Genomic DNA, 25,984 nt, shown 5'->3' with positions numbered 1-25,984 from the left:
GCGCCAGGCGGCGCTGCGGTCATCGGACGATACCCTCCACCGGCCGATTCAGACCTCCGCGCCAGGCGGCGCTGCGGTCATCGGACGGTCAGTGCTCGAAATACATGGCGACCAGCGCATCGAGCAGCCGCGCGCCGAAGCCGCTCGGGCCGCGCGGGCCGAGCGCCGCGGCCTCCGGCCGGTCGTCGACGCCAGCGATGTCGAGATGCGCCCAGGGCGCGGGGCCAGCGAATTCGCGCAGAAAGGCCGCGGCATGGCAGGCATCCGGCTGCCGCCGCCCGGTCGCGCATTGCTTGAGGTCGGCGATGGCGCTGGCCAGGTCCTCGCGGTGCCGCGCCCCGATCGGCATGGGCCAGAGCGGCTCGCCCACCGCCTCCCCCGCCGCCTGGGCCTGGGCCAGCAGCCGGTCGTCGGTGCCGAACAGCCCCGCCCGGTGATGGCCGAGCGCGGTGACGATCGCGCCCGTCAGCGTCGCCAGGTCGAGCACCGCCTGGGGCTTGAAGCGCTGCGCGTAGTGCAGCGCATCGGCCAACACCAGGCGCCCCTCCGCATCGGTGTCGATGACCTCGACGGTGCGGCCGGAGCCCATGCGCAGCACGTCGCCCGGCCGGTAGGCCTCCGCCCCCACCGCATTCTCCGCCAGGGCGAGGATGGCGACGGCCGGCGCCGGGGAGCGCCGCAGGGCCAGCGCCAGCACCGCCCCGGCGCAGGCCGCGGCGCCGGCCATGTCGGCCTTCATCGCCTCCATCCCCGCCGCGCCCTTGATGCTGATCCCGCCCGTGTCGAAGCAGATGCCCTTGCCGACGAAGACGACGGGCGCCGTCGCCACGCTGCCCCGCCAGCGCAGCACGGCGAGGCGCGGCGGGTTCTCGCTGCCCCCGCCGACGGCGAGCAGGCCGCCCAGCCCCTCCCGCGCCAGCCGCTTGCGGCCGAGCACGTCGACGCCGATGCCATGCTCCGCCAGCGCCTCCAGCCGGGCGGCGAAGGCGCGCGTCGTCAGCGCATTGCCCGGCTCCATCGACAGGTCGCGGGCGAGGAGGCAGCCCCGCACCCCGGCCGAAGCCCGGTCCCAGAAGGGCGCCATCGCCTCCGGATCGTCGACCAGCAGGTCGAGCCGGCGCGGCCCGGGCTGGGGCTCCGCCTTGTAGCGGGTGAAGCGCCAGGCGCGCAGGCAGGCCCCGGCGGCGAGCGCGGCCGCGTCCGCCGGCGCCAGCCCGCGCGCATCGATGGCGAAGCGCCGCGCCTCCCCGGCGGCGGCGGCCGCGATGCCCCCGGCCTCCTCCCAGTCGAGCGGGCGCCGCGCGGCGCCGGTGCCGAGCAGCATCACCCCCCGCTCCGGCAGCAGCACCGCCTGGCCCGCCGCGCCGGTGAAGCCGGCCGCCTCCGCCGCCGCCCGCAGCGCGGCCGGCACCGCGGCGGCTTCCGGCAGCGGCAGGGCGAGCGGCGCCCGCGCATCCTCGCGCGGCGCCCGCCGCAGCTTCACTGTCAGCATGGGGCGCGGCTCAGCCTTCGTAATGCTCGGCGACCATACGGTCGAGCAGGCGGAGGCCGAAGGCCGTCGCCCCCTTCGGCGCCGTCGGCAGGTCCTTGCCGCTCCAGGCCGTGCCGGCGATGTCGAGATGCGCCCAGGGCATCGGCCCCGCCTTGGTGTCGACGAAGCGCTGGATGAACTGCGCCGCGCTGATCGAGCCGCCCGGCCGCCCGCCCACATTCTTCATGTCGGCGATGTCGGACTTGATCTGCTTGTCATAGGCCTCGCCGAGCGGCATCCGCCAGCAGGCCTCGCCCACCGCGCGGCCCGCCGCCATGATCTGCCCGGCCAGCTCGTCATCGTTGCTGAAGAGGCCGGCATGCTCGTGGCCGAGGGCGATGATGATGGCGCCCGTCAGCGTGGCGAGGTCGACCATGAAGCGCGGGGCGAAGCGCGTCTGGCAGTAGTGGATGACATCGGCCAGCACCAACCGCCCCTCGGCATCGGTGTTGATGACCTCGACGGTCTGCCCGCTCGCCGTCGTCACCACGTCGCCCGGGCGCTGCGCGCTGCCGCTCGGCATGTTCTCGACCAGGCCGACGAGGCCGACCGCATCCACCTTCGCCTTCCGCCCCGCGAGCGCCGCCATCAGCCCGATCACGGTGCCGGCGCCGGCCATGTCCCACTTCATGTCCTCCATCCCGGCGGCGGGCTTGATGGAGATGCCGCCGGTGTCGAAGGTCACGCCCTTGCCGATGAAGGCGACCGGGCGCTGCGCCGGGGCCTTCTTGCCCTTGGAGGCGCCGTTCCACTGCAGCACCACCATGCGCGGCTCCTGCACGCTGCCCTGCGCCACGCCGAGGATCGCGCCCATACCGAGCTTCTTCAGCTCCTTCGGCCCCATGATCTCGACGGTGAGGCCGAGGCTTTCCAGCGCCCGGCAGCGCTCCGCCATCTCCGGCGGGTTGAGGATGTTCGGCGGCTCGCTCACCAGGTCCCGCGTCAGGAAGACGCCGTCGGCGACGGCGCGCAGCGGCGCCCAGGCGGCCTTCGCCGCGCTCGCCGCGTCGGTGGCGATGGAAAGGCGCTCGAGCTTCGGCTTGTCCTCCTCTTTCTCCGTGGTGCGGTAGCGGTCGAAGCGGTAGCTGCGCAGCAGCAGGCCCATGCCGAGCGCGGCGGCCACCGGGGCGGGCAGCGCCTCGGCGGCGACCACCGCCTCGCGCTCCGCCTGGACAAGGCCGTAGAGCGCGCCGCCGGCGGCCTCGGCGGCTTCCGGCGTGATCTCCTTGCCGAGGCCGATGGCGACGATGCGGGCCGGCCCCGGGGCGCCATCGGCCAGCGCCGGGGCCCAGATGGTGCAGCTCTGCCCCTTGCGGCCCTTGAAGTTGGCTGCCGTGAGCGCCCGCTGCACCGCGCCGCCGGACGCCGCATCCACCTCCTGCGCGAGCCCGCCGAGGGCCTCCGCCCCTTCGCCAATGGGCAGCACCAACGCGCCATGGCGGGGCAGGGCGGGCTTCACGAAAGCGATGTCGATCATGCGGCTGGGGTTCCGGGCTGAGGGGTCTGCCGGGAAAGATAGCACCCTCCGCCGCTGGCGGGAGACGGGCCGGGCGGGTAAAGCTCGGGGGATGGACGATGCATCCCTGCTGGAGCTTGCCGCCGGCCTCGCCCGCCGCGCCGCGGCCGCGATCGAGGCGGTGCGCCGCGCCGGCTTCGCGGTGGACCGCAAGTCGGACGAAAGCCCGGTCACCGAGGCCGACCACGTCGCCGAGGCGCTGATCGTCGAGGGCCTGCGCGCCGCCCGGCCCGACATCCCCGTGGTGGCGGAGGAGGAGGTGGCGGCCGGCCATGTCACGGCGGTCTGCCCGGCCTTCTGGCTGGTCGACCCGCTGGACGGCACGCGTGACTTCGCCAAGGGCCGCACGGAATACGCCGTCTGCATCGGCCTGGTGCGGGAGGGCCGGGCGGTGCTCGGCGCGCTGGCCCTGCCGGCGACGGGCGAGGTCTTCGGCGGCCTGCTCGGCGCCGGGGCGTGGAAGGAGGATGCGGCGCCGCGTCGCCCCATCCGGGCCCGCCGCCCGCCGCCCGAGGGGCTGACGGTGCTCGCCAGCCGCCACTATGCCGACGATCCGCGCATGGGCACCTTCCTTGCCGGCCGGCCGGTGGCGGAGCGGCGCAGCGCCTCCTCCGCGCTGAAATTCTGCCGCGTGGCCGAGGGCGCGGCGGACCTCTACCCGCGCTTCGGCCCGACCATGGAATGGGATTCGGCCGCCGGCCAGGCGCTGGTCGAGGCCGCCGGCGGGGCGGTGACGCTGCTGGACGGCGCCCCGCTTCGCTACGGCAAGGCGGGCTGGCGCAACCCCGACTTCATCTGCCGCGGCGCATGACGGAGCGGCTGACGCCGGCCATGCTGGACCGCGCCGCCGCCCTGCTGCGCGAGGGCGCCCTCGTCGCCTTCCCGACCGAGACGGTCTACGGCCTCGGCGCCGATGCGCATGACGGCCGCGCCGTCGCCGGCATCTTCGAGGCCAAGGGCCGGCCGCATTTCAACCCGCTGATCTGCCACTACCCCGATGCGGACGCCGCCTTCGCCGATGTGCGCGCCGACGACCGTGCCCTTCTGCTCGCCGCCCGCTTCTGGCCGGGGCCGCTGACGCTGGTGCTGCCGCGCCGGCCGGAATGCCGGGTGGACCTGCTGGCCGGCGCCGGGCTCGACACGCTGGCGGTGCGCGTGCCGGCGCATCCGACGGCCCTCGCCCTGCTGCGCGCCGCAGGCGTGCCGGTGGCGGCGCCTTCGGCCAACCGCTCCGGCCAGGTGAGCCCGACGACGGCCGAGCATGTGCTGGCCGGGCTCGGCGGGCGGATCGCGGCGGTGCTGGATGACGGGCCCTGCGCGGTCGGCGTCGAGTCGACCGTGCTCGACCTCACCGGCGCAGGCCCCGTCCTGCTCCGCCCCGGCGGCGTGCCGGTGGAGGCGATCGAGGCGGCGCTCGGCCCGGTCGGCCGCACGCTGCCCCTGTCCGCCGCGGCAAGGACGGCCAGCTTGCGCTCGCCGGGGATGCTACTCTCCCACTATGCCCCGGGCCTGCCGGTGCGCCTCGGCGCCACGACGGTTGCGGCGGACGAGGCGCTGCTGGCCTTCGGCCCGCCCCTGCCCGGCGCGGCGCTGGCCTGGAACCTTTCCGCGGCGGGCGACCTGCGCGAGGCGGCCGCGCGTCTCTTCGCCGGGCTGCGCTGGCTGGACGAGGCGGGCACCGCCCAGGGCTGCCGCGGCATCGCCGCCATGCCGGTGCCGGAGACCGGGCTGGGCGCCGCGATCAACGACCGGCTGGCGCGCGCCGCGGCGCCGCGCAGCTGACGCTGCCGGTGGCCTCGACGAAGCGGGGTCCGCCCCGCTCATGCAGGCCGATGTCGCGCACCGGCCCTCGTGGCCTGGCTGTCGGCGAAGCCCGTGGGCCAACCCAAGGTCTTCGCAGACGGAAACCTAGCGCTGCGACACGTAATGCGCGATCTGCTCGATCTGCGCGTCGCTCAGCCCCTGCACCACGCCGTTCATCTGCGTATCCGACCCATGCCGCTTGCTGTCGCGGTAGGCCTTCAGCGTGTCGGCCAGGTAGTCTTCGCGCTGGCCCGCGATATGCGGCACCTGGTTCTGCCCGACGAGTCCCGGCAGGTGGCACACGCCGCAGCGCAGCTGCTCCGCCAGCGCCGCCCCGCTGTCATAGGCCGCGGCCTGGCGCGGCGCCCGGTCCGGCGCCGCCGCATGGGGCAGGGCGGCGAAATAGGCGCCGAGCTCCTCCACCTGTTGATCCGTCAGCCCCTCGGCGGGCGCCTGCATGGCCGGCACGTCGCGCAGCCCCTCGCGGAACAGCACGAGTTGCAGGGCGATGAACTCCGCCTGCTGCCCGGCCAGCGACGGGATCGCGGGCGTCGCCGAGACGCCGCGCTCGCCATGGCAGGCGCCGCACTGGCGCGCCGCCACCAGCGCCGCGCCGCGTTCCGCCGCGGCATCCTGCGCCGCGGCGGGCAGGGCCGGCGCCATCAGCGCCAGCCCGAGCACCAGGGCCCGCAAGCCGGTCACCGCTGGTAGGTGATGCGGTAGATCGCGCCGTTCTGCTCGTCGGAGACCAGCAGCGAGCCGTCCGGCATCACCAGCACATCGGTGGGCCGGCCCTTGAAGCTGTTCCCGGCGGCATCCAGCAAGCCGGTGAGGAAGGGCTCCACCCGCCCCTGCGTGCCGTCCTCGTTCAACGCCACGGTCACGACGTCGAAGCCGCTCTTCGCATCGCGGTTCCAGGAGCCGTGGCGCGCGATGAAGGCCCGCCCGCGATAGGCCTCGGGGAACATCGCGCCGGTGTAGAAGCGCATGCCGAGCGGCGCCGTATGCGGCCCGAGCAGGGCCACCGGCGCCGGGAACTCGGAGCATTGCCGCCCGGTATGCCCGGGGTCCTGCCACGCGGCGCCGGAGCAATAGGGGAAACCGTGGTGCTCGCCCGGGCGCGCCAGCCGGTGCAGCGTGTCCTCGGGCGAGTCGTTGCCGGCCCAGTCCCGGCCGTTGTTGCTGGCGTAGAGCAGGTTGGTCCCCGGCCGCCAGTCGAAGCCGACCGAGTTGCGGATGCCGTGCCCCATCACCTCGCGCCCGGACCCGTCCGGGTTGTAGCGCACGATCAGCGCATGCCGGTTCTCGTCGAAGGTGCAGACGTTGCAGGGCACGCCGACATTCATGTAGAGCTTGCCGTCCGGCCCGAAGGCGGCGAATTTCCAGCCGTGATGCGCCTCGGTCGGCAGGGCGAAGGCCTCCGTCAGCTCCACCGGCTCGGCATTCGGGTTCTGCGCGATGTTGTCGTAGCGCAGCACGCGGTTGACCGCGATGACGTAGAGCGCCCCGTCGCGCACCGCCACGCCGTTGGGGTTGTCCAGCCGCTGGGCGAGGATGCGCGTGCTGCGCGCGCCGCCGTCATCCTTCACCGCATAGACACGGCCGATGGTGCGGGTGCCGACATAGACCGTGCCGTCCTCGCCGCGCGCCATCATCCGCGCGCCCGGCATGCCGGCGGCCCAGAGCTCGGCCTTGAAGCCCTCCGGCAGCCGGATGGCGTCGAGCGGGATGCGGTCGGCGGGGGTCGCCGTCAGCCGGGGGGCGTGCGGGGCCAGGGAGCTGTTCGCCTGCTCCGCCGGGCGCCCCTGCGCCCAGCCGGGTGGGGCGGCGGCCTGCTGGGCCAGCGCCGGAGCCGCGAGGGACAGGGACAACGCGCCGGCCATCGCCAGGCGCCAGGAAGCGTGGGACGTCATCTTTCCTCCAGGACGGCGCGTGCCGCGCCATTGGCCTGCAGGCTAGCCATGTCGGGGCTGCGAGACAACGCCAGCGCATCGCCCCATGGCGGTCAGGCAGGGCTGCGCTCCAGCAGCTCGATCGAGATGTTCTCCGGCCCGCGCAGGAAGCAGATGCGGATGCCGGGCCGGGGCGAGTTCGGCTCCATGGTGAACCGCACGCCCTTCGCCTTCAGCTCCGCCACCGCCTCGTCCAGGCCCTCGACGCTCAGCCCGAAATGGTCGATGCCCTGATGAGGCGCGGAGGGCGGCGCGGCCGCCGCGGCATCGGCCTCGATGAGGAAGACATCCTGCCCGCCCACCTTCATGTCGATGCGCGGTTTGCCCTGCTGGACGGAGCGGATGACCTCGGCCCCCAGCATCGCCTCGAACCAGGCCGCGGTCGCCTCCGGATCGGGGCTGCGGAGATGCACATGGTCGAAGCGGTAGCGGAGCATGGCGTCCTCCTTCGCGGCGCCGAGCCTAGCCCTGCGAGGCCGGCCTTGACCATCGCCCGGCCGCCGCCTCATCTGGCCGGGATGGACCAGCAGAGCGAACTCGCCAAGGTGAAGGCCCGCATCCGGGCCCTCGCCGCCAAGACCGTCGAGCGCGGCTGTTCCGAGGCGGAGGCGATGGCGGCGGCGGCCAAGGTCGGCGAGCTGCTCGAGGTCTACGGCCTCTCGATGGGCGAGGTGGAGCTGCGGGAGGAGGCCTGCGTGCAGGCGCGCCTCCCCGTCCAGGGGCCGGGCCGCATCGCCCTGCGCTGGCTGTTCCCCTCCGTGCTCCGCCTCTGCGAATGCCGCGGCTGGACCGACGGGCGGGAGGACCTGGTCCTCTACGGCCTCGAGCCGGATGTGCAGATGGCGGAGTACCTGCTCCGCGTCATCGAGGGCGCGCTCGCCTTCGAGGAGGCGCGCTACCGCCGGAGCCCGGCCTATCGCGGCAACCCGCTGCCCGGCCAGGCCATCCTCCGCAGCTTCCGCTACGGCTTCGCCGACCGGGTGGCCAAGCGCCTCGACGCCATGGCCGATGAGCGCAAGGCCGCCGCCGCGGCGCGGCAGGCCACGACCTCCACCGGCACCGCCCTGGTGCTGGTGAAGGAGCGAAAGGTGGAGGAGGGCTTCCGCGGCCTCGGCATCCGCCTGCGCAGCGTGACCAGCACGGCGACGGTGCGGGACCGCGGCGCCTGGGGCCATGGCGCGGAGGCCGGCGGGCGCGTCGGGCTGAACCGCCCGGTCGGCGCCGGGCCGGGCACCCGCCGCCTGACATGAGCCGCGACGACGCGGCGGCCCGCCGCCTCTATGCCTGGGAGGACCGGGTGGTGGCGCCGCGCGACACCTCCCTCGTTCCCTTCGCGCGGCTGCAACCGCTGGTCGACCATGTCTGGGCGGCGGAGGGCCTGCGCTTCCCGCCGCGGGTACGGCCCCTGCCCCGCCAGGCCCGGCGCACCGTGGCGCGGGCCACGCGCCTCGCCATCGAGGCGCCGCCCGAGCTGCCGAGCTGGGTCCTGCTGCACGAGCTGGCGCATGCCATGACCAGCACGGCGGAGGGCGAGAGCGCCGGCCACGGCCCGGCCTTCGTCGGCCTCTACCTCCGCCTCCTGGTCCGCCATGCGCGGATGCCGGAGGAGGCGCTGGCGGCCTCGCTCCGCGCCGAGGGGATCGCCTTCGACCCCGCGGCGCGGCCAGCCTTCCTCGATCAGGTGCGCCCGTAGGTGTCCTCGAAGCGGACGATGTCGTCCTCGCCGAGATAGGAGCCGACCTGCACCTCGATCAGCGTCAGCGGGATCATCCCCGGATTCTCCATCCGGTGCACGCAGCCGAGCGGCAGGTAGATGCTCTCGTTCTCGCGCAGCAGCACGTTCTCGCCGTCGCGGTGGACGATGGCCGTGCCATGCACCACCACCCAGTGCTCGGCGCGGTGGAAGTGCTTCTGCAGGGACAGCTTCTGCCCCGGCCGGACCTGGATGCGCTTGACCTGGAAGCGGTCGCCCTGGATCAGCCCCTCATAGCTGCCCCAGGGGCGGTAGACGCGGCGATGCGCCGTCGCCTCCTTCTGGCCGGCGCGGCGGAGCTGGTCGACCAGCCGCTTCACGTCCTGCGCCCGCTCGCGCGGCATGGCGAGCACCGCATCGTCGGTGGTGACGATGACGACATCCTTCAGCCCGACCACGCCGGTGAGGATGCCCTCCGACCGCACCAGGCAGCCCTCGGCATCGACCAGCGAGACCGGGCCGCTGACGACGTTGCCCTGCCCGTCCTTCTCGCCCGCCTCCCAGAGCGCCGCCCAGGAGCCGAGGTCCGACCAGCCGATATCCGCCGGCACCACCGCGGCGAGCGTGGTCTTCTCCATCACCGCGTAGTCGATGGAGATGGCCGGCGCCGCGCCGAAGGCCGCCGCGCCGAGGCGGACGAAGTCGAGGTCCCGCTTGGCCTCGGCCATGGCGGCGCCGACGCTGCGGACCACCTCTGGGGCGAAGCGCTTCAGCTCGGCGAGCAGCGTCGCGGCGGTGGCGACGAACATGCCGCTGTTCCAGAGGTGCCGGCCATCGGCGACCAGGTCGGCTGCCTTGGCCGCATCCGGCTTCTCGATGAAGCGCTCGAGCCGCATGACGCCCGGCGCCTCGGCCAGCTCGGCGCCCGGCTCGATATAGCCGTAGCCCGTCTCAGGCGCGGTCGGCCGCATGCCGAAGGTGACGATGCGGCCAGCGCGCGCCGCGACCACCGCCTTCTCCAGCGCGGCATGCAGCGCCGGCACGTCGGCGATGGCGGCATCGGCCGCCTTCACCCAGATCACGTCCTCCGGCGACTGCTCGGCGACCAGCAGGGCGGCGGCGGCGATGGCCGGGGCGCTGTTGCGGCCGGCCGGCTCGAGCAGGATGCGCGGCCCGGCGACCTTCGCCTCGCGCAGCTGCTCGGCGACGAGGAAGCGATGCGCCTCGTTGCAGACGACGACGGGCGGCGCGAATGCGGCGCCCATGGCGCGGCCGGCCGTCTGCTGCAGCATGGTCTCGTGGCCGAGCAGGGCCCAGAACTGCTTGGGGTAGCCTTCGCGCGAGAGCGGCCAGAGCCGCGTCCCCGTTCCGCCTGACAAGATGACCGGCACGATCGCCACAGGAGTTCTCCGTCGTGTTTGCGGCGACCTACACCGGAAACCTGGCCGGAAACAGGGCGAAGATCAGGCGACCCTGAGGCCGCAATCGGCGAAGCCGGCGAACAGGTAGCCGGCGCCGCGCACGGTCTTGATGCAGTCGTACTGCGCCAGGCCGAGCTTCCGCCGCAGCCGGAGCACGAGGTTGTCGACGGTCCTGTCCTCGGCCCGGAAGGGGCGGCGGAAGACGGCGCGGGCGACGGTGTCGCGGCTGATCGGCTTGCCGCGATGCTCCACCAGCAGGCACATCAGGTCATACTCAGCCGTGGTGAGGGCGCATTCCGACCCGTCCGGCCGCAGTAGCTGCCGGCGCTGGGGGATCAGCCGCCAGCCATCCACGCCGATCGCCGGCTCCGCCTGGACGGTGCCCCAGGCGCCCCGCCGCAGCACGGCGCGGATGCGGGCCAGCAGGGCGTGCGGCGGCAGGTCGCGGTCCACCATGTCGTCGGCGCCGGCCTCGAGCACCACGATCTCGCTGAGGTCGTCGCCGCGGCTGGCGAGCATGATGCAGGGGATGACGGACAGCTCGCGGATCCGGCGGAGGGTGTGCAGCGCGCTGGCCGGCTTCTCCCCTTCGCCGAGCAGGATGACGCTCGGCGGCCGGTTCGGCAGGCGGGCCAGCAGGAGCTTCGGGTCCGGGTGCAATTCGGCTGGGAAGCCGTGCTGGTCGAAGAAATTGGCCAGTTTCCGCCCGAAGCCGACGTCCGTCTCGATGATCCCGAGCCCGAGCTGTTCCATGCCAATCCCCTAGGGCATTCCCGCAGCCGCCAGCGACCTCGGCCGTCAATCACAGATTGATGAGCGCCATTGTGTGCAGCGCAACACGACTTGTCACGCCCGAAATCTTAACCCCTCTCCCCTGAACACAATGTTACCAAACCAGAGGTTAAACACGATGTTGTGAAGCCCTAGCCCAACGCCGGGCGGCGCCCCGCGGCAACGGCGTCGATCAGCGCCAGGTGCTGCGGCAGGCAGACGCTGTCCAGGTCGTAATGCTCGACCACCGTCCGCCGCGCCGCCTCGCGGAGCGGGGCATGGGCGGCCGGGTCCTCGAGCGCGCGCACCACCGTCTCGGCCAGCCGGTCGGGCGCGAAGAAGTCCACCAGCAGGCCGTTCCTCCCATGCTCGATCACCTCCTGCACCGGGGCGGTGGCGGAGCCGATGACCAGGCAGCCGAGCGACATGCTCTCGAGCATCGACCAGGAGAGGACGAAGGGATAGGTCAGGTAGACATGCGCCATGGAGAGGCTCAGCAGGCCGAGCAGCGTCTCGTGCGGCACCTTGCCGGTGAAGTGGACGCGCGACAGGTCCAGCCGCCCGCCGAGCTCGGCCAGCAGCACCGTCTTCCAGCTCTCGCCCTCGCGCGGCTTGCTGCCGTAATGCGGCTCCTCCCCCCCGACCAAGACGATCCGCGCCGCCGGCCGCCGCGCCAGGATCTCCGGCAGGGCGCGCATGAAGACGTGGAAGCCGCGATAGGGCTCGAGCCCCCGCGCGACGAAGGTCACCACCTCGTCGCCCTCAGCCAGGGTGCAGCCATCGGGCAGCGTGATCCGCACACCCTTCCGCCGGCGGATGGCATGGGTGTCGACCCCCTCATGCACCACCGAGATCCGCGCGCGGGCCCAGTCGGGGAAGCGGCTGGCCTGCCATTGCGTCGGCGTCTGCCCCCAATCCGCCACCTGCAGCGAGACCAGGTGGTTGGCGTTCAGGATGCGCACCCGGCAGGCATCGTCCATCGAGATCTGCCCGGGCGGGTCGAAGCCGACATCGGCGCCGGTCGAGTGGTAGTAGAACTCCCAGTAGTAAAGCAGCTTCGTCTCTGGCCAGACGTCGCGGAGGAAGAGGCCCTCTCCCCAGCCCGGATGGCAGCAGACGACATCCGGCGTGAAGCCCCGCTCCTTCAGGCTGAGCGCCGCCCGCGCCGCCTGCTGCCCGCGATAGACCGCGCTCTCGAAGCGGCGGACATAGCGGTGCGTCTCCTTCGCCCCCGGGGGCGGCGCCTTGTAGCGCAGGTGCTGCACCCCCGGCAGCGGCTCCCCCGGATTCTCGCCGAGCCCGATCACCTGCATCCCCGGCCGCCGCGCCAAGGCGCGGGCGACATGGCGGTACTGGGCGGGAAAATTCTGGTGGACGAAGAGCACGCGCATCGCTCGGTCGGTCCTGTCGGCAGTCACGGGGGCGTGGGGCCCGCTCATGCCCGATCGGTGAAGCCAGGGCAAATGACTCGCGCCGGTGTGCTGCACGAATTCGCGGGCGAGGCAACGCCGGTACCCTTCCAGGCATTAACGGGTCGCATGGAAGCCGCCCGACCGAAGACCGACTGGTCCGTCCTTTCCACCCTCCTCCGCCTGGCTCAGCGCGAGGGCTGGCGGGTCGAGTTCGACGCCGACCAGGTGCAGGTCTCGAGCCGCCGCGCCCAGCCCGGCGTCATCGTCCTGCCCTCCCGCCTCATCCGCCATGCAAGGGCGAGCGGCTGGCAGGAGGCCATCGCCCCTGGTCGCATCGGCCTCCGCCACCCGGCGGTGCGCCAGGCGGTGACGCTCCGTCTCGCCGAGGGCTAAGCTCCAGGGACCTGTCCAGGCTCGGGAGCCTCCATGACCGACAACCCCACCGCCTGCCTGCTCGTCATCGGCAACGAGGTCCTCTCGGGCCGGACCCGCGACGCCAACCTGCAGCACCTCGCGACGCGCCTCGGCGAGCTCGGCATCCCGATGCGCGAGGCCCGCGTCATCCCCGACGTGCCGGAGACGATCATCGTCACGGTCAATGAGTGCCGGGCGAAGTTCACCCACGTCTTCACCACGGGCGGCATCGGCCCGACGCATGACGACATCACCAGCGAGTGCATCGCCCGCGCCTTCGGCGTGCCCTGGGAGGTGCATGAGGAGACGCGCGCCATCATGGCCGCCGACTACGCGCGGCGCGACCCGCCGGTCGAATTCAACGAGGCCCGGCTGCGCATGGCGACGCTGCCGCGCGGCGCGGTGCCAATCCGCTGCACGGAGACGACGGCGCCCGGCTTCAGCATGGGCAACGTCCATGTGATGGCGGGCGTGCCGCGCATCATGCGCTCCATGTTCGAGGCGCTGGCGCCGAGCCTCGAGCGCGGCCGGCCGATCCTCTCCCGCACCGTCCATGCCGACTATGTCTATGAGGGCCAGATCGCGGCGGGGCTGACAGCGATCCAGCGGCAGCACCCGGCGCTCGACCTCGGCAGCTACCCCTACTACCGCGGCAAGGGCGGCGGCGTCGCGCTGGTGGCCAAGGGCACCGAGGCGGAGGCGGTGGAGGCGGCGGCGCGCGCCATGCTCGCCCTGCTCGCGCAGCATGGCGAGGCGCGCGAGGGCGAGCCGCTGCCCGAGGGCTGACGGAGCCCGGCCGCCGAAGGCCGGAACGGCCAGGGGCGTAAATCCGGCGAGCCGGAGCAAAGCCCGATCGGCTGGCATCACCCGACCGGAGGCATGGCCCGGCCAAGCAACCAGAGGAAGCGGGGTCCGTGCGCCGGGCCGGACGGAACGCGCTCCGCGTCACCCGACGAAGCGCGCCAGCCGCACCGCCGTCTGCCCCGGCATGGTGCGGAGGCTCGGCATCACCAGCAGGCAGTCGTCATGCGGCACGCGGATCTCCATCTCGCCGTCGAGGGCGATCAGCGTGTTGCGCCGCTTTACCACCTCGCCGCCGCGGAAGGCCTGGACGAAGGCGAAGCCCGGGGTGCGGGCGCAGATGGTGCGCGTCACCTGGGCGAGGCGCGGCCTCGGCCGCTCCGCCGGCACCGGGGCCAGCACCGGGTCCCCCGGCGCCACCACGCCGCTCGCCCGGAGCAGCGCCGCCGCCGTCGCCTCCATGGTGGCAACCGTCGCCGCCTCCCAATGCGCGCCCGCCTCGACCAGGATCGCGGGGCGCTGGCTGAGCGGCGCATAGTCGATCAGCCGCCGCCCGCTCGCATGCCCCTCATCCGAGACGACGAGCGGTGGCACCCCGAGGCCGAGCGCCAGCTCCGCCGCCCGCACCGACCGCCCGACCAGCATCAGCGGGTCCGAGGGCCAGAGCATGGAATGCAGGTCGAGCAGGATGTCGACGCCATTGAAGAAGGGCCGCAGCACCCGCGCCCGGCGCAGCTCGGCGGAGCGGCGGCCGCTCTCCAGCGTCTCCTCGTCCCAGAGCCGGTTCATGTCCTCGTCGATGAAGCGGCTCGCCGTCGGGTCGGCCGGGTCGAAGCGGGCGAAGGCCTCGACATTGGCGAAGACGAGGGAGAGCCGCCCGCGCACCGGCCGCAGCCCGGCGCGCAGCCAGCGCTCCAGCACCACGGCGCCGGCGATCTCGTTGCCATGCGTCAGCGCGACCACGGCGACATGCGGCCCCGGCGCCTCGGCGGCGAAGCTCCAGACGCCGGGCAGGGCATTGCCGCCGAGGAAGGGGCGCAGGTCGGGCGCCTCGATCCGCACCTCGAGGCGCAGGATGCCGGTGCCGCCCTGGGCCGCAGGCTGGTTGCGCGCCACGCTCACCCCGCCTGCATCCCCGCGAGGCGGCCGAGGAAGCCGAGGCAGGATTTGATCTCGCTCTCCGCCACCCATTCCTCCGGCTGGTGCGCCTGGGCAATGTGCCCGGGTCCGCAGACGATGGTGGGGATGCCGGCGCGTTGGTAAACCCCCGCCTCGGTCCCGTAGCTGACGCGGCCGGCGGCATTGCGCCCGGTCAGCCGCTGCACCAGCAGGGTGAGCGGCGCATCCTCGGCGAGGTCGAGCGGCGGCAGCACGGAGCGCGGCGCGATGCGCAGCTCCGCCGCCGGATGCACCGCGCGCAGCGGCGGCATCGCCTCGCCCTCCATGAAGGCGGTGAACTCGGCGAGCACCGCCTCGGCATCGTCGCCCGGCACCGTCCGCACCTCGAAGGTGAGCTCGGCCCGGTCGGGCACGATGTTGAGGATGCTGCCGGCGCGGAAGGTGCCGGCATGCACCGTGGTGAAGGGCGGCTCGAACCCCTCCGCCCGCCGCCCGGAGCTGGCGAAGAGCCGCGCCCGGCGCGCGAGGAAGGCGACGCCCTCGGCCGCCGCATGCAGCGCATTCGCCGTCTCGGTGGCACGCGAGGAATGGCCGGAGAGGCCCGTCACGGTGACATCCCAGCTCGCATAGCCCTTGTGGCCGATCACCGGCGCCATGCCCGTCGGCTCGCCGACGATGCAGCAGCCAGGCAGCGGGTCGGGCTCCAGCTCGGTCGCCAGGCGCCAGGCGCCGGCGGCATTGGTTTCCTCGTCATGCGTCAGCCAGAGATGCACCGGCCGCGCGAGGTCCATGGCGGCGAAGGCCGGCATCATGGCGATGGCGCAGGCGGCGAAGCCCTTCATGTCGCTGGTGCCGCGGCCGATCAGCCGCCCCGCCTCGCGCCGCAGCCGGAAGGGATCGGCCTTCCAGTCCTGGCCATCGACCGGCACGCAGTCGACATGCGCCGAGAGCGCCACGCCGCCCGCCACGCGCGGCCCGACCATGGCCTGGAGATTGGCCTTGCGGCCCTCCGCGTCGAGCGTGACGCGGCTGGCGATGCCATGCGCCGCCAGCCACGCCTCCACGTCGCGGATCAGATCGAGGTTGCTGTTGCGGCTGGTGGTGTCGAACCCCACCAGCCGGTCGAGCAGCCCCAAGGCCTCGCCGAGCTGCGCCATTCCAGATGTCTCCCGGGGCGCATCCTATACGCGGGAGCGGCGCCGGCAATCCGGGGGGCGGCCGCGGCGACTCAGGGCTCCACCATGCCCGCGGCCCAGGCGCAGTAGCGCTCCGCCGAGCGGGCCAGCGCCGCCTTGGCCCCGGTCACGATCTCCCGGTCCTGGAAGGCGCCGTAGATCGCGTCGAAGCCGAGCCGGCCGCAATAGCCCGCCATCCGCCGCACCTTGGCCGGCGGCAGCGGGATCAGGCAGGGATAGCTCCGCATGAAGCCGAGATGCTGCCGGTCCGGCAGCACCTGCAGGATGTCGCCCGAAAGGAGCGCCCCCCGCCCCGCCGACCAATGGGCGACCGCCCCGCCAGCGAAATGCCCGCCGAGCCGGTGCAGCACCACCTCCGGCAGCACCGGCTGCGCATCCCCCTCCCAGAAGCGGAGGCAGGGGTCGGGCCGCGCCACATGCTGGCGGTCATCGGCATGCAGCCAGACCGGCACGCCGAAGGCGCGGGCCCATTCCACCATGGTCGAGTAGTAGTGCGGGTGGCTGATGGCGATCCCCGCCAGCCCGCCGAGCCCGCGGATGATCGCCTCCGTCGCATCGTCCAGCAGGGCGATGCAGTCCCAGAGCAGGTTGCCCCCCGGCGTCCGCACCAGCAGCGCGCGCTGGCCGATGCCGAAGGCGGGCACCGTCTGCACTGCGAGGAGGTCCGGCGCCAGCTGCCGCCAGGCATTGCTGTGGCCGCCGCGCAGCGCCTCGAGCGTGGTCCAGGACTGGCCGCGAGCCGGGACGAATTGCCGCTCGTCCTCGCAGATCGGGCAATGCGGGGGCGGCGCCGCGCTCTCGGCGAACTGGACGGCGCAGGCCTGGCAGATGAAATGGGCCACCGCCTCAGCCCCCCCGCCGCGCCTCCGCCACCATCCGCTCCAGCGTGGCGAGGTCGACGGCGCCCGGCACCAGCGCCTCGCCGATGACCAGCGCCGGCGTGCCCTCGATCCGGAGCGCCTGGGCGAGGCGGATATTGCCGTTCAGCCGCGTCTGGATGCCGGCATCGTCCATGTCCCGCCTGAGCCGCGTCCAGTCGAGCCCGGCGCGCTCCGCCTCGCGCCGCAGCACGGCCTCGGTCGGGTCCTCGCGCAGCTTCATCAGCGCCTCGTGCAGCTCGGCATACCGGCCCTGGCGCTGGGCGGCGATCAGCGCGCGGCTCGCCAGCACGCTGGCGGGGCCGAGGATCGGCAGGTCCTTCAGCACCAGCCGCACGTCGCGCTGGCGGCGCAGCAGCTGCTCCATCGCCGGCTGCATCTGCTTGCAGTAGCCGCAGCGGGCATCGAAGAACTCGACGATGGTGACGGTGCCCTGCGGGTTACCCTTCACCGGGTCCGCCGGGTCGCGGAACAGCGCGTCGCCCTGCATGGCGATGGCGAGGCGCGTCGCCCCCTCGCGGTCGCGCTGCTCGGCCTGCTCCGCCGCGGCCATGGCCTCGCGCAAGATGCCAGGGTCCCGCACCAGCGCCTCGCGCAGGATGGCGACGATCTCCTGCCGCTGCTCGGGCGTGAAGCCCTGGGCGACGGCGGTGCCCACCAGGCCGAGGGCCAGCAGGGCGACGAGGATGCGTTTCAAACCGGCACTCTCCCGAGGATCGGCGGCCAGTCTAGCCCGGCCTTCCGGAATCAACAGCGGTTGCCGGTGATGACGAAGGCGTTTATGGCCGCGCCTGGATCGACGCGGCGCGGGGGCAATGTCTGGCCCCGCGCCGCCTTCGGCAGGGGGACCAGGCAGCAGCATGACCACCAGCGCCAGCGGCCTCAGGCGGGCCAGCCTCCTCCTGCTGGCCGCCGCCCTCGCCCTCCCCGGCTGCGGCACCGTGAACAACCTCCTCTCCCCGGTCCTCGGCGGCGGCCCGCCGGCCGGCGCGCCGGGCTTCGTCCGCGGCTTCCTCGGCGGCGTGGCGACGGAGGACCCGGCGGCGGCGCTGATCGCCCGCAACGTGCTGGCCTCCGGCGGCACGGCGACGGATGCGGCGGTGGCGGCCGGCTTCGCCCTCGCCGTCACCCTGCCCTCCCGCGCCGGGCTCGGCGGCGGCGGCGCCTGCCTCTCCTTCGACCCGGCCAAGGGTTCGACCGAGGCCGTGCTCTTCCTCCCCGGCAGCCGCGCCGGGGTGCCCGCCGGCGCCGACCGCCCGGCCGCCGTGCCGCTGCTCGCCCGCGGCCTGTTCGGCCTCTACACCCGCAACCCCGGCCGGCCCTTCGAGGAGCTGATGGCCCCGGCCGAGCAGCTCGCCCGCTTCGGCACGGAAGTCAGCCGCGGCCTCGCCGCCGACCTCGCCGCCGTCTCCGGCCCGCTCTTCGCCGACCCCGGGGCGCGGGCGATCTTCGCCCGGCCGGACGGGCGGCCGAAGGGCGCGGGCGAGACGATGATGCAGCCGGAGCTCGCCGGCACGCTCGGCCAGCTCCGCGTCGCGGGCGTCGGCGACCTGCACCAGGGCACGCTCGCCCGCCGGCTGGAGGAGGCCTCGCGCACCGCCGGCGGCAGCCTGACCCTCGAGGAACTGCGCGCCGGCCTGCCGAACCTCGTCCCGCCGATCGAGCTGCCGGTCCGCAACGGCGACCGCCTGGCCTTCCTGCCCCCTCCGGCCGATGGCGGGCTGGCGGCTGCCGCCACCTTCGCCGCCCTCCAGGGCGGGGCGAACCTCACCGATGCCGCGCGCCGCGGCCTGGCCGCCGCCGCCGCCTGGCGCCAGGGAGGGAATGGCGGCGGGGGCGACCCGCGGGCGATTCTCGCCGCCACCAGCCTGCCGGCGGCGGAGCCCGGGCCGGTCGGCGCCTCCACCGGCCTCGTCGTCTTCGACCGCAACGGCGGCGCGGTGAGCTGCGCCTTCACCGTGAACAACCTCTTCGGCACCGGGCGGGTGGTGCCGGGCTTCGGCTTCCTGCTGGCGCCGGCGCCGAATATCGGCCAGGTGCGGCCGCCGCTGCTCTCGGCGGCGCTGGCCTACAACCCGAACATCAAGAGCTTCCGCCTCGCCGTCGCGGCCTCCGGGCAGGAGGCGGCGCCGGCCGGCGTCGCCGGGCCCGCGGCGCTGCAATTGCTGCGCTCGGCCTCGCCGAGGGACGCCGTCGAGGGCGGCTCGCCCGAGCCGGCGCGGACCGAGCTCGCCGTTTGCCCGAACTACCTGCCGGGCTATCCGGACCGCTGCGCCATCGTCACCGACCCTCGCGGTGCCGGCGTCGCCCTCGGCGCCATCGACCGGTAGCGGCATGGCGCTCAAGATCGGCCGCGGGGCCGCGGCGCCGCCCTTCCTGGTGATGGACGTCATCGCCGCCGCCAATGCGCGGGCGGCGGCGCTGCCCGCGGGCGCCTTCCCGGACGGGCTCGGCATCCTCCGGATGGAGGTCGGCCAGCCCGGCACCGGCGCCCCGCGCGGCGCGGCCGAGGCGGTGGTGGCGGCGCTCGAGGCCGGGGCGCCCATGGGCTATACCGAGGCCTTCGGCCTCCGCTCGCTGCGCGAGCGCATCTCGGCCCATTACGCGGAGCGTTACGGCACCGCGGTGCCGGCGGAGCGCATCGCGGTGACGGTGGGCGCCTCGGGCGCCTTCCCGCTCGCCTTCCTCGCCGCCTTCGACCCGGGCGATGCGGTGGCCATGGCGGCGCCCTACTACCCGCCCTACGTCAACATCCTGACCGCCCTCGGCATGCGGCCGCAGATCCTGCCCTGCGACGCCTCCACGCGCTGGCAGCCGACGCTCGCCATGCTGGAGGCGCTCGACCCCCGCCCAGCCGGGCTGATCCTCGCCAGCCCCTGCAACCCGGCCGGGACCATGCTGCCGGCCGAGGAGTTCATCGCCATCGCCCGCTGGTGCGAGGCGGAGGGGGTGCGACTGGTCTCGGACGAGATCTACCATGGCCTCACCTACGGCACGGTGGAGGAGCGGACGGCGGCCGCCCATTCCGCGAGCGCCGTCGTCGTCAACAGCTTCTCGAAATACTTTTCCATGACCGGCTGGCGCATCGGCTGGCTGGTGCTGCCGGAGGACCTGGTCCGCCCGGTCGAGTGCCTGGCGCAGAACCTCTTCATCAACGCGCCGCATGTGGCCCAGGTCGCCGCCGAGGCCGCCTTCGCCTGCCGGCCCGAGCTCGAGGCCAACCTCGCCCGCTACCGCCGCAACCGCGACGCGCTGCTCGCCGGCCTGCCGGCCGCCGGGCTCGACCGGCTCTCGCCCGCGGACGGCGCCTTCTATCTCTGGGCCGATATTGGCCACCTCACCCATGACAGCCCCGATTTCTGCCGCCGCCTGCTGGCCGAGGCCGGGATCGCGGCGACGCCCGGCATCGATTTCGACGCGGAGCGCGGCGGGCGCTTCCTCCGCCTGTCCTATTGCGGGCCGGAGGCGGCGATGGCGGCGGCCCCGACGAGGATCGCCCGCTTCCTGGGCCTTCATAAACGTCGCTGACGGCCGTGAACCATCCCGCTGGTTGATAGGCCTTGGCCCGGTGAGCCGCCTCGCGTCAGGCGGACCGGCGCCGGCAGGCGCATGGCACGGCCTGCCGCCTCGCCCTGGAATTCACCGACCGCTGCGGCGCCGTGGCGCAGGCGCGGCGGAGCACCGGGCTAGTCCGCACCGCCGGCCCGACGCGCGAGACGGCGGAGGGTCAGGCCATGGCCAGCCGCGGCGGCTCGAGCAAGCCCCGGTCGGACGGGATCATCCGACCGAGGTGCTCGGCCCGACCAGGCAACGGGCCGGAGCTTGCCCGGCGAACCCGCGCGAGCCGGACATGCCCCGGCGCCCTACCAGCCGTGTAGGGCGAGGGAGTCGGCCGGCGCCTGCTCCCGCCGCTCGGCCATGCCGTAGTCGCGCAGCACGGCCGTGACACGCAGCCGGTAGCCGGCGAAGATGCCCGCGCGGCCTGCCGCCTGGCTGCCGCGATGGGCGTCATGGTTGCGCCAGCAGGCGACGGCCGCGTCATCCTCCCAGAAGGAGAGGCTCAGCAGCTTGGCCGGGTTGGTCAGGCTGCGGAAGCGCTCGACGGAGATGAAGCCGGGCACCTTCTCCAATTCGGGCTTCAGCCGGGCGGCGTGGTCCAGGTAGTCGTCGAAGCGGCCCTCGGCCAGCTCGACCTCGAAGATGACGGCGATCATGGAGGTCCTCCCGGCACCGAGCCTGCCACGCCGCGCGCCGCCTGTCCTTCGTTCCGCGGCGAAGCGCGGCGCCCCGATCCGGGCTAGGCTGCGCCGCATGACCAGCCCTGCCGCCTTCGCCGCCACCGCCGTGCTCCTCGGCGACCCGGCGCGCGCCGCCATGCTGACGGCACTACTCGCGGGCGAGGCGCTGACCGCGGGCGAGCTGGCGCGCGTCGCCGGCATCGGGGCGCCCGCGGCCAGCGCGCATCTGGCGCGCCTGGTGGAGGGCGGGCTGGTCGCCGTCCACCCCCAGGGGCGGCACCGCTACCACCGCCTGGCCTCGGAGGAGGTGGCGGCGATGCTGGAGACGCTGGGCGGCCTGACCGAGGCCGTCTCCCCCGCCCGGCGCTGGCCGCATGGCGAGGCCTTCCGCACCGCCCGCCTCTGCTACGACCACCTGGCCGGGCGGCTCGGCGTCGCGCTGCATGCGGGGCTCACCGGGCGCGGCTGGATCGAGCCGGCCGCTGGCGGCTGGGTGGCGACTGCGGCGGGCGAGGCCGGCCTCGCCGCGCTCGGCGTCGACCTGGCGGCGGCGCGCACCGCCCGGCGCTTCGCCTGCGACTGCATGGACTGGTCGGAGCGGCGGGCGCATCTCTCGGGCGGGCTCGGGCGGGAGATCGCCGCCTGCTGCCTGCGCCGCCACTGGCTCACCCGCATCCCGGCGGAGCGGGAGGGCGACCCGCTGGCCCGACGCCGGCTGCGGGTGACGCCGGAAGGGGCACGGCGGCTGGGCGAGGCGCTCGGCATCGCCGCATGAGGCCGGCCGCGCGCCTGCTGCTGGCGCTGACGCTGATGACCAGCGCCAGCCAGTTCCACCGTGCGGCACTCGGGGTGATCGGGCCGGAGCTGGCGCGCGACCTCGGCGCCGGGACAGCGCTGCTGGGCGCGGCGAACGGCGCCTTCTTCCTGGCGCTGCTCGTGCTGCAGATCCCGGTGGGGCTGGCACTCGACCGCATCGGGCCGCGGCGGACGGTGGCGGCGCTCAGCCTGCCGGCAGCGGCGGGGGCGCTGGCGCAGGGGCTGGCGCCGGATGCCGCCTCCTTCCTTGCCGGCCGCTTCCTGCTCGGCCTCGGTTGCGCCGCCTCCTTCATGGCGAGCGTGGTGCTTTGCGCCCGCTGGCACGCGGGGGAGGGGCTGACGACCGCGCTCGCCCGGGTCTTCGCCTTCAGCCAGCTCGGCATATTGCTGGCGGGAGCGCCTTTCGCCTGGGTAGCGGCGGAGCTTGGGTGGCGCGGGGCCTATGCGCTCTCGTCCGGGCTGACGCTCGGGCTGGCGGCGCTGTGGTGGGGCTGGGTGCGGGACGACCCGCCGGACCGCCCGCCCCCGCCGCGGCCGCGTGAGACGTTGGCCGGCGCGCTGCGCGGCCAGCTCACCGTCTGGAGGACGCCGGGGCTGCTGCCGGTGCTGGCCATGCATCTCGTCGGCTATGCGGCGATGGCGACGGTGCTCGCCGTCTGGGCCGGGCCCTACCTCTCCGAGGTGCATGGGCTGGCGCCGGGGCCGCGCGGGGCGGTGCTGGGCGCGATGGGGCTTGCGCTGGTGCTCGGCCTGCTCGGCGTGGGTCCGCTGGAGCGGCGGCTGAACACGCGGAAATGGCTGGTAGCGGGGATGGCGGGCGGGGCGGTGCTGGTGCTGCTGGCCCTCGCCCTCTGGCCGGAGGCGCCGCTGCCGGTGGCGGCGGGGCTGCTGGTGCTGCTCTGCCTGCTGAGCTGCTACCCTGTGGTGGTGGTGGCGCAGGGCCGGTCGCTCTTCCCCGACCATCTGGTCGGGCGCGGCGCGACGACGGTGAACCTGGCGCAGACGCTGGGCAGCGCCGCACTGCCGGCCGCGACGGGCTGGGCCGTCGCCGCGGCGCCGGCGGGGGCGGCCTGGCCCGTCGCCTTCGCCACCCTCGCTGGGGCATTGGCCCTGGGCCTGGCTGGCTACCTGACCGGCGCCGACGCACCACCGCGGCGCTAACTCAAGGTTTTCAAAGGCCTTTCGGCCTTTGGCGGGGAGAGTGTGAGAGGGGCAGAGCCCCTCTCATGTCTGGCGACTACCGCCGCCACCACCCTCGCCGCTTCGGCGCCGCCTCATCGAGCGCATCGACACTGACCGGCTGGATGACGGGCCCCTGCACCACCTCCGGCTCCGGCGTCGGGGCGGGCTCGGCCGCGACCGGCTCCGGCACGGGGTCGGGCACGGGCGGCGGGGCCTCAGCGACCGGGGCAGCCTCCGCCTCGGGCTCCACCGGCGGCGGCGCAGGCTCGGCCACCGGCTCGCTGGCGACGGGTGCCTCCGCCACGGGCTCTGGCGCAGGCGGCAGCGCGGCGCGGGCCGAGCGGCGGGCCGCCGCAGCGGCCTCGGCCGCGGCCTCGGCGGCCTCCATCGCGGCCATGATGTCGTCGACATGGCCGGCGAAGGGGTCGGCTGGGGTGGGGCCAACATAGCGCGGCGGCGCGGGGCGGGGCGCCGGAGCGGGCTCGGCCTCCGGCGCGGCGGCCTCCTCACCCTCGCGCGGCTGGCCCGGGCGGCCGCGGCGGCCGCGGCGACGGCGGCGCGGGCCGTCGCGGCCGGCCTCGCCCTCGGCCTCGGCGGCATCCATTTCGGCCTCGGCCGGTGCTTCGGCGACCTCCCCGGACGCGGCGACGGGCTGGGGCTCGGCCTCGGGGGCGGCGGGCGCCTCGGCCTGCTCCTCCTCGGCTTCGCCCTCGCCCTCATCCTCGCCGTCGCCCTCGGCCTGGCCATTCGCCTGGGCGCCCTCGCCCCGCTGGCCGTTGCCGCGGCGGCGGCGGCGGCGGCGGCGGCGCTCCTGGCGCTCGCCCTCGGCGCGCTCGGCCTCGCTGGCCTCGGCGGGGGCGGCGGCTTCGGCGACCTCCTCCGCCTCGGGCTCCGCCTCGGGCTCGGGCTCCGGCGCGTAGTCCATGCGAAGGGCGGCGGGCGGCGCCTCCGGCAAGCGGCCCGGCTCGGCGGCCCGCAGCCGCTCCAGCCGGAAGGCGGGCGGCATCAGCGTGTCGTCCGGCTCGAAGACGACGGACATGCCGAAGCGCGCCTCGATCGCCTGCAGCTTCTCGCGCTTGCGGTTCAGCAGGTAGAAGGCGACCTGGGCGGCGACATGGACGCAGATCTCGGCGGAGCGGCGGCGCGCCGCCTCCTCCTCGATGCCGCGCAGCACCTGCAGCGCGCTGCTCTCCAGGCTGCGGACCTGGCCGCGGCCCTGGCAATGCGGGCAGGTGACGAAGGTGGTCTCAGTCAGCGAGGGGCGGAGCCGCTGGCGCGACATCTCCAGCAGGCCGAAATGGCTGATGCGCCCGACCTGGATCCGGGCGCGGTCATGCTTCAGCGCCTCCTTGATCCGGCGCTCCACCATGGCGTCGTGCTTGGCCGACTCCATGTCGATGAAGTCGATGACGATGAGGCCGGCGAGGTCGCGCAGGCGCAGCTGGCGCGCGATCTCGTCCGCCGCCTCGAGGTTGGTGCGCAGCGCCGTGTCCTCGATATGCCGCTCGCGGGTGGAGCGGCCGGAGTTCACGTCGATGGCGACCAGCGCCTCGGTCTGGTTGATGACCAGGTAGCCGCCGGAGCGGAGCTGCACCATCGGCGAGTGCATCGCATCGAGCTGCGCCTCGACCTGGTGCCGGGCGAAGAGGCCGCCGTCGCGGAAGAGCTGGATCTTCCTCGCATGCTGCGGCATCAGCATGCGCATGAACTCGCGCGCCTCCTGGAAGGCGTTCTCGCCGTCCACCAGGATCTCCTCGACGTCGCGGGCATAGACGTCGCGGATGGAGCGCTTGATGAGGTCCGCTTCCTCGTAGATCAGCGCGGGCGCCGTCGAGGCCATGGTGCGGTCGCGGATGTTGTCCCAGAGCCGCAGCAGGTATTCGCAGTCGCGGCGGATCTCGGGCTTCGGCCGCTGCGCGCCGGCGGTGCGGACGATCAGGCTCATGCCCCCCGGCAGGCCGAGCTCGTCGATCACCTCGCGGAGCCGCTTGCGGTCGGTGACGGAGGTGATCTTGCGGGAGACGCCGCCGCCGCGGGGCGAGTTCGGCATCAGCACGGAGAAGCGGCCGGCGAGCGAGATGTAGGTGGTGAGCGCCGCGCCCTTCGTGCCGCGCTCCTCCTTCACCACCTGGACCAGCATGATCTGCCGGCGGCGGATGACCTCCTGGATCTTGTAGTGGCGGAGGAAGCGGGGCGGGATGCGCCGCTCACGGGACACCTCCTCCGGGCCTTCGCCGCCGATGGTCTCGGGGGCGGGGGCGTCCTCCTCCTCGCCGTTCTCGTCCTCGCCCTGCGCCTCGCCGGCCGCATGGTCATGGCCGTTGCGGAGGGGGCCGTTGGCGAGCGGGGTGGGGAGGTCGGGCTGGTCGCCCTCGCCGGGGACGGGCTCCGCAACCGGCTCCGGGGCCGCCTCGGAGCTGGCCTCGAAATGCGCCTCGGCGGCGATCTCGATGGGGCTGCCGGAGGCGGGCACCGGTTCTGCCTCGGCGGGCGTTTCGGCTTCCGGCTCGGCGGGCGACGCCTCGGGGGCCGGCCCGGCCTCGCCGGCGGCGTCCTCGAGGGCATCGGCGAGGGCGGCCTCGCGCTCCTCCGACTCCTCCTCCTCGCGGGCCTCGGCGGCCTGCATCTCGATCAGCCGCTGCCGGTCGGCGACGGGGATCTGGTAATAGTCGGGGTGGATCTCGCTGAAGGCGAGGAAGCCGTGGCGGTTGCCGCCGTATTCCACGAAGGCGGCCTGGAGGCTTGGCTCCACCCGGACCACCTTGGCCAGGTAGATGTTGCCCTTGAGGGGCAGCCGGCTCGCGGCCTCGAGGTCGAATTCCTCGAGCCGGTTGCCGTCCAGCACCACCACGCGAGTTTCTTCCGCGTGGGATGCGTCGATCAGCATGCGCTTTGTCATCGAAGCGTGGGCTCCGCGCCGCGCGGCACCGGGGTGCGGCACGGCGGATCGGGGTGGCGTGACCCGGAAGCGAGGGATGGCGCGACGCGGCCCGCTGTCGCGGAGCGGGGGGCTGCGCGACGGCGGCCCCTCCCTCCGGTCCACCGGGCTTCGATCCTGGTGACCTGCATCCTCCCGCTGACCGGCGCCTGGGGCGGCCAATCGCGGGGGCAGGGCACGCGCGTCATGCGCCCATCCATCCTCCTCCGGCGGGGGCCGGGGCCCGGGTTGCCGCCGCGCCGGTGCGGCGCAAGGCATGGGCCCGGGGCGGCACCCCAGGGTTCGCGCCCCCGGTGCCAGACC

24 protein-coding genes are annotated in these 25,984 nt (G+C 74.3%); 10 read left to right on the top strand and 14 right to left on the bottom strand.

Features of this window, described 5'->3' with window-relative positions; all coding sequences use genetic code 11:
- Positions 1-88: 88 nt before the first annotated feature.
- Positions 89-1,492, bottom strand: coding sequence for a leucyl aminopeptidase family protein (locus AC5JJ1_RS11470; RefSeq protein ID WP_495785256.1), 1,404 nt, complete (start codon positions 1,490-1,492; stop codon positions 89-91).
- A 10-nt stretch (positions 1,493-1,502) separates the two neighbouring features.
- Entirely contained in the window at positions 1,503-3,008 is a 1,506-nt protein-coding gene (locus tag AC5JJ1_RS11465) for a leucyl aminopeptidase (RefSeq protein WP_495785255.1), read from the bottom strand.
- A 91-nt stretch (positions 3,009-3,099) separates the two neighbouring features.
- Between AC5JJ1_RS11465 and cysQ the strand changes: the two genes are divergently transcribed.
- Complete coding sequence (gene cysQ, locus AC5JJ1_RS11460) at positions 3,100-3,858, top strand: 3'(2'),5'-bisphosphate nucleotidase CysQ (protein WP_495785254.1); 759 nt, start codon at positions 3,100-3,102, stop codon at positions 3,856-3,858.
- Positions 3,855-4,829: an L-threonylcarbamoyladenylate synthase gene (locus AC5JJ1_RS11455; RefSeq protein ID WP_495785253.1), complete on the top strand. Its 975-nt coding sequence runs from the start codon at positions 3,855-3,857 to the stop codon at positions 4,827-4,829. The genes cysQ and AC5JJ1_RS11455 overlap by 4 nt, the downstream gene beginning before the upstream one ends.
- Positions 4,830-4,955: 126 nt before the next feature.
- On the opposite strand, the gene AC5JJ1_RS11450 is transcribed toward AC5JJ1_RS11455, so the two are convergent.
- The 3 genes from AC5JJ1_RS11450 to AC5JJ1_RS11440 all read right to left on the bottom strand — a co-directional run bounded on the left by AC5JJ1_RS11450 (position 4,956) and on the right by AC5JJ1_RS11440 (position 7,239).
- Positions 4,956-5,552 carry a c-type cytochrome gene (locus tag AC5JJ1_RS11450; RefSeq protein ID WP_495785252.1) on the bottom strand — a complete coding sequence of 199 codons (597 nt, stop codon included), beginning with the start codon at positions 5,550-5,552 and terminating at the stop codon, positions 4,956-4,958.
- Positions 5,549-6,763, bottom strand: coding sequence for a PQQ-dependent sugar dehydrogenase (locus AC5JJ1_RS11445; protein WP_495785251.1), 1,215 nt, complete (start codon positions 6,761-6,763; stop codon positions 5,549-5,551). Before AC5JJ1_RS11445 ends, AC5JJ1_RS11450 begins: the two co-directional genes overlap by 4 nt.
- A 92-nt stretch (positions 6,764-6,855) precedes the next feature.
- The gene (locus tag AC5JJ1_RS11440; protein WP_495785250.1) at positions 6,856-7,239 is read right to left on the bottom strand and encodes a VOC family protein; all 384 of its coding nucleotides are present in this window, start codon (positions 7,237-7,239) and stop codon (positions 6,856-6,858) included.
- On the opposite strand from AC5JJ1_RS11440, the gene AC5JJ1_RS11435 reads away from it, so the two are divergent.
- Complete coding sequence (locus AC5JJ1_RS11435; protein WP_495785249.1) at positions 7,216-8,052, top strand: DUF7168 domain-containing protein; 837 nt, start codon at positions 7,216-7,218, stop codon at positions 8,050-8,052. The genes AC5JJ1_RS11440 and AC5JJ1_RS11435 overlap by 24 nt on opposite strands.
- The gene (locus tag AC5JJ1_RS11430) at positions 8,049-8,495 is read left to right on the top strand and encodes a hypothetical protein (RefSeq protein WP_495785248.1); all 447 of its coding nucleotides are present in this window, start codon (positions 8,049-8,051) and stop codon (positions 8,493-8,495) included. Before AC5JJ1_RS11435 ends, AC5JJ1_RS11430 begins: the two co-directional genes overlap by 4 nt.
- On the opposite strand, the gene AC5JJ1_RS11425 is transcribed toward AC5JJ1_RS11430, so the two are convergent.
- From AC5JJ1_RS11425 to AC5JJ1_RS11415, 3 genes are all read right to left on the bottom strand, one after another.
- Positions 8,480-9,895 (bottom strand): mannose-1-phosphate guanylyltransferase/mannose-6-phosphate isomerase, encoded by a 1,416-nt coding sequence (locus tag AC5JJ1_RS11425; protein WP_495785247.1) that lies wholly within the window; start codon positions 9,893-9,895, stop codon positions 8,480-8,482. The genes AC5JJ1_RS11430 and AC5JJ1_RS11425 overlap by 16 nt on opposite strands.
- A 63-nt stretch (positions 9,896-9,958) precedes the next feature.
- On the bottom strand, positions 9,959-10,669 hold the full coding sequence (locus AC5JJ1_RS11420; RefSeq protein ID WP_495785246.1) for a response regulator transcription factor: 711 nt from the start codon (positions 10,667-10,669) through the stop codon (positions 9,959-9,961).
- 170 nt (positions 10,670-10,839) lie between these two features.
- On the bottom strand, positions 10,840-12,126 hold the full coding sequence (locus AC5JJ1_RS11415; protein ID WP_495785245.1) for a glycosyltransferase family 4 protein: 1,287 nt from the start codon (positions 12,124-12,126) through the stop codon (positions 10,840-10,842).
- Positions 12,127-12,150: 24 nt separating this feature from the next.
- Between AC5JJ1_RS11415 and AC5JJ1_RS11410 the strand changes: the two genes are divergently transcribed.
- Both AC5JJ1_RS11410 and AC5JJ1_RS11405 read left to right on the top strand, forming a co-directional pair.
- Positions 12,151-12,492 carry a hypothetical protein gene (locus AC5JJ1_RS11410; protein ID WP_495785244.1) on the top strand — a complete coding sequence of 114 codons (342 nt, stop codon included), beginning with the start codon at positions 12,151-12,153 and terminating at the stop codon, positions 12,490-12,492.
- Between the two features lie 33 nt (positions 12,493-12,525).
- A complete protein-coding gene (locus AC5JJ1_RS11405; RefSeq protein ID WP_495785243.1) occupies positions 12,526-13,299 on the top strand; it encodes a competence/damage-inducible protein A in 774 nt (257 codons plus the stop codon).
- A gap of 159 nt (positions 13,300-13,458) precedes the next feature.
- Here the strand turns inward: AC5JJ1_RS11405 and AC5JJ1_RS11400 are convergent, their stop codons facing one another.
- The 4 genes from AC5JJ1_RS11400 to AC5JJ1_RS11385 form a co-directional block, all read right to left on the bottom strand.
- Positions 13,459-14,436, bottom strand: a complete 978-nt coding sequence (locus AC5JJ1_RS11400; protein ID WP_495785242.1) for a M14 family metallopeptidase — start codon at positions 14,434-14,436, stop codon at positions 13,459-13,461.
- Complete coding sequence (gene argE, locus AC5JJ1_RS11395; protein ID WP_495785241.1) at positions 14,433-15,590, bottom strand: acetylornithine deacetylase; 1,158 nt, start codon at positions 15,588-15,590, stop codon at positions 14,433-14,435. The genes AC5JJ1_RS11400 and argE overlap by 4 nt, the downstream gene beginning before the upstream one ends.
- A gap of 71 nt (positions 15,591-15,661) precedes the next feature.
- The gene (locus tag AC5JJ1_RS11390; protein ID WP_495785240.1) at positions 15,662-16,471 is read right to left on the bottom strand and encodes an MBL fold metallo-hydrolase; all 810 of its coding nucleotides are present in this window, start codon (positions 16,469-16,471) and stop codon (positions 15,662-15,664) included.
- Positions 16,472-16,475: 4 nt separating this feature from the next.
- On the bottom strand, positions 16,476-17,204 hold the full coding sequence (locus AC5JJ1_RS11385) for a DsbA family protein (protein ID WP_495785239.1): 729 nt from the start codon (positions 17,202-17,204) through the stop codon (positions 16,476-16,478).
- Positions 17,205-17,367: 163 nt separating this feature from the next.
- On the opposite strand from AC5JJ1_RS11385, the gene AC5JJ1_RS11380 reads away from it, so the two are divergent.
- Together AC5JJ1_RS11380 and AC5JJ1_RS11375 are read left to right on the top strand one after the other, a co-directional pair.
- On the top strand, positions 17,368-18,837 hold the full coding sequence (locus AC5JJ1_RS11380; protein ID WP_495785238.1) for a gamma-glutamyltransferase: 1,470 nt from the start codon (positions 17,368-17,370) through the stop codon (positions 18,835-18,837).
- A gap of 4 nt (positions 18,838-18,841) precedes the next feature.
- On the top strand, positions 18,842-20,035 hold the full coding sequence (locus AC5JJ1_RS11375) for a pyridoxal phosphate-dependent aminotransferase (protein WP_495785237.1): 1,194 nt from the start codon (positions 18,842-18,844) through the stop codon (positions 20,033-20,035).
- A gap of 335 nt (positions 20,036-20,370) precedes the next feature.
- On the opposite strand, the gene AC5JJ1_RS11370 is transcribed toward AC5JJ1_RS11375, so the two are convergent.
- Positions 20,371-20,721, bottom strand: a complete 351-nt coding sequence (locus tag AC5JJ1_RS11370; protein ID WP_495785236.1) for an antibiotic biosynthesis monooxygenase family protein — start codon at positions 20,719-20,721, stop codon at positions 20,371-20,373.
- A 97-nt stretch (positions 20,722-20,818) separates the two neighbouring features.
- Between AC5JJ1_RS11370 and AC5JJ1_RS11365 the strand changes: the two genes are divergently transcribed.
- Positions 20,819-21,520, top strand: a complete 702-nt coding sequence (locus AC5JJ1_RS11365) for an ArsR/SmtB family transcription factor (RefSeq protein ID WP_495785235.1) — start codon at positions 20,819-20,821, stop codon at positions 21,518-21,520.
- Complete coding sequence (locus AC5JJ1_RS11360; RefSeq protein WP_495785234.1) at positions 21,517-22,722, top strand: MFS transporter; 1,206 nt, start codon at positions 21,517-21,519, stop codon at positions 22,720-22,722. Before AC5JJ1_RS11365 ends, AC5JJ1_RS11360 begins: the two co-directional genes overlap by 4 nt.
- Positions 22,723-22,798: 76 nt before the next feature.
- Here the strand turns inward: AC5JJ1_RS11360 and AC5JJ1_RS11355 are convergent, their stop codons facing one another.
- Positions 22,799-25,642: an Rne/Rng family ribonuclease gene (locus AC5JJ1_RS11355; protein ID WP_495785233.1), complete on the bottom strand. Its 2,844-nt coding sequence runs from the start codon at positions 25,640-25,642 to the stop codon at positions 22,799-22,801.
- Positions 25,643-25,984: the final 342 nt, after the last annotated feature.

The organism is Belnapia sp. (genome assembly GCF_059504005.1).
This window is presented reverse-complemented; position numbering and strand designations above follow the sequence as displayed.

Coding starts and splice junctions, on each gene's coding strand:
- AC5JJ1_RS11470 (WP_495785256.1), bottom strand. CDS start 1,492: ATGCTGACAGTGAAGCTGCGGCGGGCGCCGCGCGAGGATGCGCGGGCG.
- AC5JJ1_RS11465 (WP_495785255.1), bottom strand. CDS start 3,008: ATGATCGACATCGCTTTCGTGAAGCCCGCCCTGCCCCGCCATGGCGCG.
- cysQ (WP_495785254.1), top strand. CDS start 3,100: ATGGACGATGCATCCCTGCTGGAGCTTGCCGCCGGCCTCGCCCGCCGC.
- AC5JJ1_RS11455 (WP_495785253.1), top strand. CDS start 3,855: ATGACGGAGCGGCTGACGCCGGCCATGCTGGACCGCGCCGCCGCCCTG.
- AC5JJ1_RS11445 (WP_495785251.1), bottom strand. CDS start 6,763: ATGACGTCCCACGCTTCCTGGCGCCTGGCGATGGCCGGCGCGTTGTCC.
- AC5JJ1_RS11435 (WP_495785249.1), top strand. CDS start 7,216: ATGGTCGAAGCGGTAGCGGAGCATGGCGTCCTCCTTCGCGGCGCCGAG.
- AC5JJ1_RS11440 (WP_495785250.1), bottom strand. CDS start 7,239: ATGCTCCGCTACCGCTTCGACCATGTGCATCTCCGCAGCCCCGATCCG.
- AC5JJ1_RS11430 (WP_495785248.1), top strand. CDS start 8,049: ATGAGCCGCGACGACGCGGCGGCCCGCCGCCTCTATGCCTGGGAGGAC.
- AC5JJ1_RS11420 (WP_495785246.1), bottom strand. CDS start 10,669: ATGGAACAGCTCGGGCTCGGGATCATCGAGACGGACGTCGGCTTCGGG.
- AC5JJ1_RS11415 (WP_495785245.1), bottom strand. CDS start 12,126: ATGAGCGGGCCCCACGCCCCCGTGACTGCCGACAGGACCGACCGAGCG.
- AC5JJ1_RS11410 (WP_495785244.1), top strand. CDS start 12,151: ATGACTCGCGCCGGTGTGCTGCACGAATTCGCGGGCGAGGCAACGCCG.
- AC5JJ1_RS11405 (WP_495785243.1), top strand. CDS start 12,526: ATGACCGACAACCCCACCGCCTGCCTGCTCGTCATCGGCAACGAGGTC.
- argE (WP_495785241.1), bottom strand. CDS start 15,590: ATGGCGCAGCTCGGCGAGGCCTTGGGGCTGCTCGACCGGCTGGTGGGG.
- AC5JJ1_RS11380 (WP_495785238.1), top strand. CDS start 17,368: ATGACCACCAGCGCCAGCGGCCTCAGGCGGGCCAGCCTCCTCCTGCTG.
- AC5JJ1_RS11375 (WP_495785237.1), top strand. CDS start 18,842: ATGGCGCTCAAGATCGGCCGCGGGGCCGCGGCGCCGCCCTTCCTGGTG.
- AC5JJ1_RS11370 (WP_495785236.1), bottom strand. CDS start 20,721: ATGATCGCCGTCATCTTCGAGGTCGAGCTGGCCGAGGGCCGCTTCGAC.
- AC5JJ1_RS11365 (WP_495785235.1), top strand. CDS start 20,819: ATGACCAGCCCTGCCGCCTTCGCCGCCACCGCCGTGCTCCTCGGCGAC.
- AC5JJ1_RS11360 (WP_495785234.1), top strand. CDS start 21,517: ATGAGGCCGGCCGCGCGCCTGCTGCTGGCGCTGACGCTGATGACCAGC.
- AC5JJ1_RS11355 (WP_495785233.1), bottom strand. CDS start 25,642: ATGACAAAGCGCATGCTGATCGACGCATCCCACGCGGAAGAAACTCGC.